This window comes from Promicromonospora citrea, assembly GCF_013004695.1.
In the GTDB taxonomy this organism is placed as follows: domain Bacteria; phylum Actinomycetota; class Actinomycetes; order Actinomycetales; family Cellulomonadaceae; genus Promicromonospora; species Promicromonospora citrea.
Genome location: NZ_JABEMG010000022.1, coordinates 36,511 through 47,326 on the forward strand (window position 1 = coordinate 36,511; position 10,816 = coordinate 47,326).

At 75.3% G+C, this 10,816-nt stretch carries 10 protein-coding genes and 1 pseudogene; 10 read left to right on the forward strand and 1 reads right to left on the reverse strand.

From position 1 onward, the window contains the following. The first annotated feature begins 29 nt into the window (after positions 1-29). From ygfZ to dtd, 7 genes are all read left to right on the forward strand, one after another. Complete coding sequence (gene ygfZ / locus HLB15_RS06795; RefSeq protein ID WP_171104543.1) at positions 30-1,181, forward strand: CAF17-like 4Fe-4S cluster assembly/insertion protein YgfZ; 1,152 nt, start codon at positions 30-32, stop codon at positions 1,179-1,181. A gap of 52 nt (positions 1,182-1,233) precedes the next feature. Next, a complete protein-coding gene (locus HLB15_RS06800) occupies positions 1,234-2,349 on the forward strand; it encodes an FUSC family protein (protein WP_308424921.1) in 1,116 nt (371 codons plus the stop codon). 89 nt (positions 2,350-2,438) lie between these two features. Next, positions 2,439-2,810 (forward strand): PadR family transcriptional regulator, encoded by a 372-nt coding sequence (locus tag HLB15_RS06805; protein WP_171104555.1) that lies wholly within the window; start codon positions 2,439-2,441, stop codon positions 2,808-2,810. Beyond that, complete coding sequence (locus HLB15_RS06810) at positions 2,810-3,769, forward strand: permease prefix domain 1-containing protein (protein ID WP_171104544.1); 960 nt, start codon at positions 2,810-2,812, stop codon at positions 3,767-3,769. Before HLB15_RS06805 ends, HLB15_RS06810 begins: the two co-directional genes overlap by 1 nt. A 9-nt stretch (positions 3,770-3,778) precedes the next feature. Continuing rightward, the gene (locus HLB15_RS06815; RefSeq protein WP_229785128.1) at positions 3,779-4,114 is read left to right on the forward strand and encodes a DUF2516 family protein; all 336 of its coding nucleotides are present in this window, start codon (positions 3,779-3,781) and stop codon (positions 4,112-4,114) included. Continuing rightward, the gene (locus HLB15_RS06820) at positions 4,108-5,151 is read left to right on the forward strand and encodes an asparaginase (protein ID WP_171104545.1); all 1,044 of its coding nucleotides are present in this window, start codon (positions 4,108-4,110) and stop codon (positions 5,149-5,151) included. Before HLB15_RS06815 ends, HLB15_RS06820 begins: the two co-directional genes overlap by 7 nt. After that, complete coding sequence (gene dtd / locus HLB15_RS06825; protein ID WP_171104546.1) at positions 5,148-5,573, forward strand: D-aminoacyl-tRNA deacylase; 426 nt, start codon at positions 5,148-5,150, stop codon at positions 5,571-5,573. Before HLB15_RS06820 ends, dtd begins: the two co-directional genes overlap by 4 nt. Positions 5,574-5,577: 4 nt before the next feature. Here the strand turns inward: dtd and HLB15_RS24735 are convergent, their stop codons facing one another. After that, positions 5,578-7,635, reverse strand: a complete 2,058-nt coding sequence (locus HLB15_RS24735) for a helix-turn-helix transcriptional regulator (protein WP_171104547.1) — start codon at positions 7,633-7,635, stop codon at positions 5,578-5,580. A gap of 425 nt (positions 7,636-8,060) precedes the next feature. Between HLB15_RS24735 and HLB15_RS06835 the strand changes: the two genes are divergently transcribed. The 3 genes and pseudogenes from HLB15_RS06835 to HLB15_RS06845 form a co-directional block, all read left to right on the forward strand. After that, a complete protein-coding gene (locus tag HLB15_RS06835) occupies positions 8,061-9,752 on the forward strand; it encodes a glycosyl hydrolase family 18 protein (RefSeq protein WP_212759575.1) in 1,692 nt (563 codons plus the stop codon). Between the two features lie 121 nt (positions 9,753-9,873). Then, entirely contained in the window at positions 9,874-10,401 is a 528-nt protein-coding gene (locus tag HLB15_RS06840; RefSeq protein ID WP_171104548.1) for an RNA polymerase sigma factor, read from the forward strand. 91 nt (positions 10,402-10,492) lie between these two features. Then, positions 10,493-10,816, forward strand: a pseudogene (locus HLB15_RS06845) (hypothetical protein); the annotation flags it as partial.

The window sequence follows — 10,816 nt, forward strand, 5'->3', positions numbered from 1 at the left end:
GGGTCCGGGACGCTGCACCTGAGGTGAGCATGGACTACGAGAGCCCTTTGTTGCGCCGGCCCGGCGCCGTCGCCGCTGCCGGACCGGACGCCGGCGTCGCCTGGCACTACGGTGACCCGACGGCCGAGCAGCGCGCGCTGTCGCGCGGCGGTGCCGTGGTGGACCAGTCGCACCTCGGGGTCGTGCGCGTCGCGGGACCGGACCGGCTGAGCTGGCTGCACTCGATCACCTCGCAGCACCTCGAGCACCTCGCCCCCCGCACGAGCACCGAGCTGCTCGTGCTGTCGCCGCAGGGCCACGTCGAGCACGCGGCGGGCGTCGTGGACGACGGCGAGGCCACCTGGCTGATCACCGAGCGCGCGGCCGCGCCGGGGCTGGCGCAGTGGCTGGACCGCATGAAGTTCACGCTGCGCGTCGAGATCACCGACGCGACCGACGAGTGGGCGGCGGTCGGCGAGCCCGTCGCGGCCGAGGGCGCCGAGGGCGAGCCGGTGACCTGGCACGACGCGTGGCCCACCGTCGCGCCGGGCGGCACCCGCTACGGCCCGGCCGAGGCGGACCACCCGGGCGCCGCCCGGCCCTGGCGCCTCGTGCTGGTGCCGCGCGCCGACCTCGAGGCCGAGGTCGCGGCGCGCGAGGCCGCCGGCTGGCCGCTGGTCGGCACCTGGGCGACCGAGGCGCTGCGGGTCGAGGCCTGGCGGCCGCGCCTGGCGCGCGAGGTCGACGGCCGCACCATCCCGCACGAGCTCGACTGGCTGCGCACCGCCGTCCACATCAACAAGGGCTGCTACCGCGGCCAGGAGACCGTCGCGCGCGTGCACAACCTGGGCCGCCCGCCGCGGCGCCTCGTCATGCTGCACCTCGACGGCTCGCAGCACCTCCTGCCCGAGCCGGGCGCCGAGGTGCGGCTGCCCGCGCCCGACGGCGGGGCCGGCAAGACCGTCGGCACGCTCACCTCCGTGGGGCGCCACCACGAGCTCGGGCCGATCGGCCTGGCCGTCCTCAAGCGCAACGTGCCCGAGGAGGCGGGGCTGCTGGTCGCGGGCGACGTGTCCGGCCAGGTCATCGAGGTCACGGCCGCGCAGGAGGTCGTGGTCCCGGGCGACGGCGTCTCGGTGGACCGCCCGGACGGCCACGGCCCCCTGACGCCGGGGCTCCGCGGCCCGGCCAGCCTGATCTGACCTTCCCGCCCGGCACCCGACGAGCCGGGCGGGGGGATGGGAAGATGCCTGCGTGAGCACCCTGCCCGGCGCGGCCGACGAGATGTGGCACAAGGCCCGGCGCACGCTCATGCTCCGCACCCGGCTCCGGCAGGGCTGGATCCGCGCCCGCGCGAGCCTCATCCCCATCGCGCAGGCGTCGCTCGCCGCGGGGGTCGCCTACCTGGTCGCGCGGTTCGTGCTCGGGCACGAGCAGCCGTTCTTCGCGCCGGTCGCCGCATGGGTGCTGCTGGGCTTCACGGCTCAGCGCAACGTCCGCAGGGTCTCCGAGATGGCGGTCGGCGTGGCGGTCGGCGTCGCGATCGGCGACCTCATCGTGCACCTCATCGGCTCCGGCTGGTGGCAGCTCAGCCTCGTCCTGTTCATCTCCGCGGTCGCCGCGCGGTTCATCGACCGGGGCGCCCTGCTGGTCACCCAGGCCGGTGTGCAGGCCATCATCGTCGTGGGTCTGCCGTCCGTGTCGGGCGGGCCGCTCGGGCGGTGGACCGACGCCCTGACCGGCGGCGCCGTCGCGCTGCTCGTCGCGCTGCTGACGCCCGGTGACACGCGGCGTCGTCCCCGGGCGCTCGCGGAGCAGTCGGTGACCGAGCTGGCCGAGGTGCTCGAGACGCTCGCCCACGGCCTGCGCGAGCGCGACAGGAACGACGTCGGCGCGGCCCTCGTGCGCGGCCGCGCGTCCGAGCCCGTGCTCGCCGAGTGGCAGGAGGCCGCCCGGACGGCGCGCGAGCTGGCGCAGATCTCGGTCGGCCGCGTCCACCGGCCCGAGCTGGCGCGGCTCGAGGAGCAGGCCGTGCTCGTCGACCGGACGATGCGGACGATCCGCGTGCTGGCCCGCCGCGTGCTGCCCGTGGTCGAGAACGGGCACGACGTCACGCCCGTGGCGGACCTCGTCGACGGCTTCGCGGCGGGCGTGCGGGAGCTGGCGTCCGCCGTCGGCACGGGCGGGGACGGCGCGCGCAGCCGCGAGGTGCTGTCCGCCGTCGCGGCGCGGATCGACCCCCGCACCGTGGGGGAGGGCGACTGGCAGGTGCAGTCGCTCGTGATGCTGCTGCGCTCGCCGGTGGTCGACACCCTGGAGGCCGCCGGCGCGACGCCGGAGGAGGCCCGCGGAGCCCTGCCCGAGCTCTGAGCTCGCCCTGCTGTCGGCGGTGCGCGGGACCGAGCACCAGAACCAGACCGTTGTGGTCTAGTAGTTGATCAGATACAGTACCTGTCGTGATGCAGCCAGCGAGCGACCTGACGGGCGGCAAGGCCGACGCCTTCGCCGCCGACCTGCTGCGCGGGCACACCGACACGATCGTGCTCGGGGTGCTGCGTGCGCGGGACCGGTACGGGTTCGAGATCTACAAGGCGATCCGCGACGCGACCGGCGGTGACTACGAGATCAAGGAGGCCACGCTCTACGCGGCCTACCGGCGGCTCGTGAAGGACGGCCTGGTCGAGGCCTACTGGGGCGACGAGTCCCAGGGCGGACGCCGCAAGTACTACCGCATCACCGACGCCGGCCGGGCCGTGTACCGGCGCAACGTGGACGCGTGGGTGGCCACGCGGAGCACCATCGACTCCCTCCTCGACCTGAAGGGCTCCTGATGACGAACATCTCGGTGCACCGGCTGCTCGACGACGCCTTCGCGGGCATCGCCGTCACACCCGACGTGCAGGACCTCAAGGAGGAGATCCGCGCGAACCTCCTCGACCGCGTGGCCGAGCTGACCGCGCAGGGCGTCGGCGCCGACGACGCCGCACGGCGCGCCGTCGACGAGCTCGGCGACGTCCGGGCGCTCGTCGCGGAGGCGACGGCGGACGACGGTGCCCGGTCGCCCGCCGCGCCGGGTCCTGCGGTGGTGGACGCGGCCGCGGCGGCCGCACGTCAGCGGGTGCCGGTGCGGCCGCGCTACGTCGTGGGCGTGATCGTCGCGTCCGTCGTGATCCTCCTGGCGTTCGTCCCGCTGATCTGGATCCTGTCCCTGACGGCGGAGCGCGCCGAGGCGGGCTGGGTGCCCCTGGCGCTCGCCGCCCCGTACCTCGCCGGGCTCGGGGTCGGGTGGATCGTCGCCGCCTCCCTGCGCCGGGAGACCGCTGCGCACTACGCGATGCCGTGGCGCCGCGCCGCCGCGTACGGGTGCGCGACGGCGCTCCTGGCCGCCGGCGCGGCTGGCGGGACCGTGAGCGCCGTGCTGTTCGCCCGGCCCAGCGCGGCCTTCCAGCTCGGGCTCCCTCTCGTCGTCGCCGGCGGCGCCTGGCTCGCCTACCTGCTCGCCACCCAGACGAACCGTCGCAAGCCGTGGGTGCTGGAGCTGGAGCGGGAGCACGCCCAGGTGGGCAACCGGTTCGAGCACGACCCCGTGGCCGCCGCCCGGTTCGGCATCTACACCGTCGTCGTCTGGGGCGTCACGGCCGCCGTCTTCCTCGCCGTCGGGTTCACGGCGGGCTGGCTCTGGGCGCTGACGGCGGTCCTGCTCGGCTTCGCCGCCCAGATGCTGCTGCTGGCGCGCATGCTGTTCGGAGGCGAGGGCCGGTCAGCGCACCGTGTCCGACCCGTGCCGTAGGCTCGCGCCGTGGGAATCTTGCAGTGGTTCGTCATGGCCGCGCTCGCGCTCGTGGTCTTCGTCGTGCAGGTCGTCGCGCTGGTCGACGCCGCACGCCGGCCCGACAGGGGCTACCGCGCTGAGGGCCGCGTGCCGAAGGCCGGCTGGCTCGCGATCCTCGGGGTCGCGGCGGCGCTCGGCTTCCTCGGTCTGCCGCAGGGCTGGCTCCAGGGCGGCTTCATGTTCGGCTCGTTCCTCAACATCATCGCCGTCGCGCCGGCCATCATCTACTGGGTCAGCCTGCGCCCCCGCCTCCAGAGCTACGGCACCGGCCGCAAGCCCCGCGGCCCGCAGGGCGGATGGTGACCGCCGTCTCGGCCGGGGTGCTCGACGACGCCGCGCCGCTCGCCGAGGTCGTCCGCGGCGACCTCGTCGAGTCGGTGCACCTGGGCCACCTCGTCGTCCTCGACCCCACCGGCCGCCCCGTTCTGCAGGCGGGCAACCCGACCACGCCGGTCTGGCCGCGCTCGTCGCTCAAGCCCGTCCAGCTCCTCACCATGCTGCGCGCCGGCCTCGAGCTGCCCGACCGCCTCCTGGCGCTCGCGGCCGCGAGCCACAACGGCGAGCGGACGCACCTCGAGGGCGTGCTGCAGATCCTGTCGTCCGTGGGCCTCGGGGTCGACGCCCTGCGCAACACCCCTGACCTGCCGCTGTACCCGCCTGCCGCGCTCGAGTGGCACACGGCGCCGCTGGCCGGCGGCCCCGGCCCGGCGTCGCTCACGCAGAACTGCTCGGGCAAGCACGCCGCGATGCTCGCGACCTGTCGCGCGCAGGGCTGGGACCTGGAGACCTACCTGTCGCCCGAGCACCCGCTGCAGCGCGCGGTCCGCAGCACCGTCCTGGAGCTGACCGGCGACGCCGAGGTGGTCATGCACACGACCGTCGACGGCTGCGGCGCGCCGCTGTTCTCGACCACGCTGCTCGGCCTCGCACGTGCCTTCTCGACGCTGGCCGCGGCGCCGACGGTCGACGTGCGCTCGCACGAGGCGCGCGTGGCCCGCGCGGTGTCCGCGCACCCCGAGATGGTCGGTGGCACGGGCCGCGACGTGACCCTCGCGATGCAGGCCGTGCCGGGGCTCGTCGCGAAGGACGGCGCCGAGGGCGTGTACGCCGCCGGGCTGCCCGACGGCTCGGCCCTCGCGTTCAAGGTGCTCGACGGCTCGGCCCGCGCACGCCCCGCGATCCTCGCGGCGGCCCTGCGCGCGGCGGGTGCGGCGGGGCTGCCCGGCGTCTACCCGGGCGGGCTCGACGCGCTCGGCCGGGTGCCGGTGCTCGGCGGCGGCCGTCCGGTCGGCGACGTGCGCGCGGTCTTCGCCGACGCGTACGGCGGGGCGCGCCGGTGAGGGCGGTGCTCCAGCGCGTCACCCGCGCGTCGGTGCTGGTCGACGGCGAGGTGGTGGGCGCCATCGACGAGCCGGGCGTGCTCGCCCTGGTCGGCGTGACGCACGACGACGGCCCGGCGCAGGTCGCCACCATCGCCCGCAAGATCGCCGAGCTGCGCATCCTGCGCGACGAGCAGTCGGTGACGGACGCGGGCGCGCCCGTGCTCGTCGTCAGCCAGTTCACGCTCTACGGCGACGTGCGCAAGGGCCGCCGCCCCACGTGGAACCAGGCCGCGCCGGGGCCGGTCGCCGAACCGCTGGTCGACGCGGTGGTGGCCGCGCTGCGGGAGCGCGGCCTGACCGTCGCGACGGGGCGGTTCGGCGCCGACATGCGGGTGGACCTGGTCAACGACGGGCCGGTGACCCTGATCGTCGAGGCCTGACGGCCTACCCCCGCAGCGCCAGCACCGCGAGCTCGGTGCGCGAGCGCACGCCGAGCTTGCGGAACACGCGGCCGAGGTGCACCTCGACGGTGCGCACGGACACGTAGAGGCTCGCGGCCACCTGCCGGTTGGTGCGGCCCTGCACCACCAGCCGCGCCACGTCCAGCTCGCGCTCCGTGAGCAGCCCGTCCCACTGCCCGCAGAGCTGCTCCTGCGCGCCGCCGGGCCCCGCCTCGCCAGGGATGTCGGCGGGTGCGGGGTCACGGCGTGCCGTGAGGTCGGCCGGCCGGGCGTCGGCCGCCTCCCCGGTCGCCCGCTGCGCCGAGCCCGGCGCCGGCGCCCTGAGGGCCTGCTCGGCGAGGTGCTCCCAGGCGGTGGCGCCCGACTCCTGGAACAGCTCGTGCGCGCCGAGGAGGTGCGCGGCGGCGTCGCCCGGGAGGCCGAGGCGCGCGTAGGCCCGCGCGGCCACGAGCTCGGTGAGCCCGCGCTCGAACGTCGAGCCCACGCGCAGGGACGCCTCGACGGCGCGCTCGCGCGCCCGGTTGACGCCGGACGCGTCGGCGAGGGCGAGCTCGGCGCGCGCGAGGTCCAGCCGGCGCCGGCGCACCGGCCCGCCCGAGATGCCCGCCCCACCGGGGAGGCTGCTCGGGACCGTGCCGTTCCCCGTCACCGGAGCACCCGCGACGGCGCTCGTGTGCACGCCCGGCTCGGGACCCGCCGACGGCAGCACCCGGAGGCGGAGGCGGTCGTGCGAGCGCCGCGCCGCCCTGTCCTGCCCGGCGAGCACGAGCAGCTCGACGGGGTCGGGCGTGGGCAGCCAGAGCCTGCGCAGGTCGTCGCCCCCGCGCTCGGCCGCGAGGCCCAGCAGCGTCGCGGCCTCGACCCAGCGGCCGGCGAACACGGCGGTCTGCGCCCGGTCGCCGAGCGTCGCCGCCCGCACCACGGGCGAGACCTGGCCGGGCGCCGACGCCTCGAGGGCCGTGGTCGCACGGGACAGGTGGCCGTCCCGGACGAGGTCGAGCCGGCGGGCCAGCGCGATGCCGAGCCCGCCGAACGCGAGGGCGACGGGCAGGCGCTCGACGGCGTCGTCGAGCACGGTGGCCGCCCCGGTGATGTCGCCGAGCCGGAGCGCGAGGTAGGACTGGGCGACGCGCAGGTGGGCCTCCGCCAGGGGCGTCATCGCCTCGTCGGGGCCGTCGAACCAGCGGCCGGCCTGGCGCGCGGGCGCCAGCTCGGCCACCTCGGAGAGGATCGCGGCGGCGTCGGCGGGGGCGCCGTCGAGCAGGCGCAGAGTGCGGCGGGCAGCCGCGATCGCGAGGCGGTCGGGACCCTCGGCGTCGTCGGGCAGCACGGCGTCGGGCCGCCCCTCGAGCAGGGCCAGGGCGATACCGAGGGGGCGCGCGGCGTCGAGCGCTCCCGCGGCGGACGGGTCGGTGGAGGGCTGGGTCGCGCGGCGCAGGTGCGTGACGGCGTCGTGCACGTGGCCGGCCCACAGGGCCGCGCGGCCCGCGACGGCGAAGGCGCGGGTCCGGACACGGCCGGTGCCGTGGCTCGCCGCCTCGCGAGCCACCTCGTGCGCGCGGTGGACGTCGCCGCGGGCGAGGTGCTGCTCGGCGAGCTCGACGAGCCCGTCGGCGAGCAGCGGGTCCCCGGCGAGCGTGCTGAGGGCGGTGTGCCACATGGCGACGAGCGGCTCGTCGGCCTTGCGGTGCACGTGCGCGAGGGCGACGTGCGCGGCGGTGCGCGTGGCGAGGTCGGCGTCCTCGTGCACGACCGAGCGGATGCGCGGATGGTGGAAACGGAACCGGCCGCCCACCAGGTGCAGGTGGCGGCCGGCCGGACCCGCCATGAGGGTGTCGATGTCGGTCCCCGACGCGGCGAGGAGGACGTCGGTGCGGTCGACCACGGCGACGGAGGCGACGAGCAGCACGCGGCGCGCGTCGTCGTCCAGGCCGAGGGGTCCGACCGCCTCGCGCACGGCGCGCGCGGCGGGGAGCGGGTCCGGCATCAGCGCCGTCCCGAGGAGATGCTCGTCGTCGAGCATCCGGGCTGTCTGGTCCACACATCCAGGTTCGTCGCCCACCACCCGGCTGAGCTCGCACGCGACGTGGGGCGCCACGGTGCGGTCACCGAGTGCGAGCGGAAAAGCGACTTGCTGCGGCAGCGCGGTCATCGTCGAGCCTCCCGGATTCGTTCACGGTGCTCGCAAGTATGACCTCCAGACGTTTCACCCGCATCAACCTGGGCGCACGACTTTTGATGCGAGGTCAGGTGCAACGTGGCATCCTGCCCCGCCCGTTCGTACGAGTTATCTGGTACTGCACGGGGTTGTTTCGGTGGTGAAGGTTTCAGTCCGTAACCAATCCCCGCGATCCGGCAGGTTCCGCTACGTAGTCCCACCGTGTGGAATCCCCTTATTTCCTGTTAACGCAGGTTTCCTTACTTTTAACACAGGGGATCAGAGCGCCGGAGCAGAGAGGGAAGACGATGGATTCGACGTACCAACCGCCGTCCGGGATCACGAGGACGGGCCGACGAATTCTCGCGGGGGTGGCCGCGCTCGCCGTGGCGGCCTCCGCCGCCGTGGCCGGTGCCGGCCTGTACGCCGCCGACACGGCCCGCGCCGCAGAGGCCCAGACGTCCTCGGGCGTGGCGTCCTCGGCGATCAACGGCTACCGCAGCGTCGGCTACTTCGCGCAATGGGGCGTGTACGGCCGCGGCTACCAGGTCAAGCAGATCGACACCTCGGGCGTCGCCGACGAGCTGACGCACATCAACTACGCGTTCGCCAACATCCACCACCAGAGCCTCGAGTGCTTCGAGGCGAACAAGGCGCAGAGCCCCGGGCCCAACGGCTCGGACGGCGCGGGCGACGCCTGGGCCGACTACGGCATGGGCTACACGGCCGCCAACTCCGTCTCCGGCCAGGCGGACACGTGGGACCAGCCGCTGGCCGGCTCGTTCAACCAGCTCAAGCAGCTCAAGGCCAAGCACCCGGACCTCAAGGTCATGATGTCGATCGGCGGGTGGACCTGGTCGAAGAACTTCTCGCTGGCCGCCGCCACCGAGGCGTCGCGCGAGAGGTTCGTCTCGAGCTGCGTCGACATGTTCATCCGCGGCAACCTGCCGGTCATCGACGGCCGTGGCGGCCCGGGCGCGGCCGCAGGCGTCTTCGACGGCTTCGACATCGACTGGGAGTGGCCCGGCTCGCAGAACGGCAACGAGGGCAACCACGTCGACGAGGTGAACGACGCGCGCAACTTCAAGCTGCTGCTCGCCGAGTTCCGTGAGCAGCTCGACGCGGTGGGCGCCGAGACCGGCAAGCACTACGAGCTGTCCGCGTTCCTGCCCGCCAACCCCGCCGACATCGAGGCGGGCGGCTGGAACGACCCGGAGATCTTCGAGTACCTCGACTTCGGCAACGTCCAGGGCTACGACCTGCACGGCGCGTGGGACCCGGCGCTGACGGGCCACCAGGGCAACCTGTACGACGACCCGGCCGACCCGCGCGAGCCGGCGCGGCAGTTCAGCGTCGACCTCGCCGTGGGGGAGTACGTCGACGCCGGCATCGACCCCGCGCAGCTCGGCCTCGGCCTCGCGATGTACGGGCGTGGCTGGACCGGCGCGTCGTCCTCGTCGGCCTGGGGGCCCGCGACCGGCGCCGCCTCCGGCCAGTGGGAGGCGGGCATCAACGACTACGACGTCATCAAGAACGTCGGCACGGGGTACTACGACGACGACCTCGGTGCCGCCTGGCGGTACGACGGCAGCAGCTGGTGGTCGTACGACAACGACCAGTCGGTGACGGCCAAGGCCGAGTACATCCGCTCGCAGGGCCTCGGCGGGGCCATGTGGTGGGACCTCTCGGGCGACCGCTCGGGCGCGCTGACCGGCGCGCTGTGGAACGTGCTCGGCTCCGGCACGCCGGGCCCGGTCGAGGAGGACCCGACGGACCCGACGGACCCGACCGACCCCACGGACCCGACCGACCCCACGGACCCGACCGACCCGCCGGACGAGCAGTGCGCCTCGGCCGCGTGGAGCGCGTCCGCGATCTACGTGGGCGGCAACACCGTCTCGCACGCGGGCCACGAGTGGCGGGCCAAGTGGTGGACGCAGGGCGAGACGCCCGGCACCACCGGCGAGTGGGGCGTGTGGGAAGACCTCGGCGCCTGCTGAGCCCCCGGCCTGACGACTCGGCCTGACGTTCCGGACCCTCGGGTCGCTCCGGCGGCCCGGGGGTCCGGTGCTTTCCGGCCCGACGGTGCAAGACCGGCGGTTCTCACGACAGAGTGGGGGCGTGGACGACAGCCCCGACCCGAGCGCGCGCGACGAGGCCTGGTTCAGCGCGCTCTTCGACGCGCACTCGCGCGCCCTCTACGCGTACTTCCTGCGCCGGCTGCCCGACGGCGGCCGCGCCTCCGACGCCGAGGACCTCGCCGCCGAGGTGCTCGCCACGGCGTGGCGCCGCCGGGACGACGTGCCGGACGGCGCGGAGCTGCCCTGGCTCTACCGCACGGCGGGGTACGTCCTGGCCAACCACCGGCGCAAGATGCGGGCGCTGCCGGTCGCCGTCGTCCCGGACGAGCCCGACGACGTGGACCCCGCGCAGCTCGCGACCTCGGACGACGCCGTCCGGTCCGTCCTGGCTCGCCTGTCGCCGCGTGACCGGCGGATCCTGCTGCTGGTCGCCTGGGACGGACTGTCGGGCGACGACCTCGCGCGGGTGCTCGGCGTCTCCCGCGGCGGCGCGGACGCCGCGCTGTCCCGGGCCCGCGCCCGTCTGCGCGACGCGTGGGACGCCCACGAGCAAGCGGTGGACGCATGAGCACATGTTCGGGGTGGACGGGCCTGTGCACAGGCCTGTGGACAGGCGATCGGGCACGGCGGACGGCCGGACCGGGCACGGAGGGACGGCGATGAACGAGCACGAGCGGTCGGGCGACCCGGCCTTCGACCGGCTGGTGGCGGCGGACCCCGCCCGCAGCGCGCCCGAGCCCGCGGCCGGCGTGCTCCGGGCCAGGGTGGACGCGCTGCTCGCGGCGTCGGGCGAGACCCCGGCCACGTCGCCCGGTGCGCCGGGCCGTCCGACGGCACCCGGTACGGGCGCCGAGGAGGAGCGCGCCGGTGTCGACGAGCTCGCGGTGCGCGCGCAGCACGCCGGGCACGGGCGAGTCGGCGAAGAACTGCGCCCAGGACGAGGAGTGGTCCTCGATGCGCTCGACCGGCAGCTTGGACTCGCC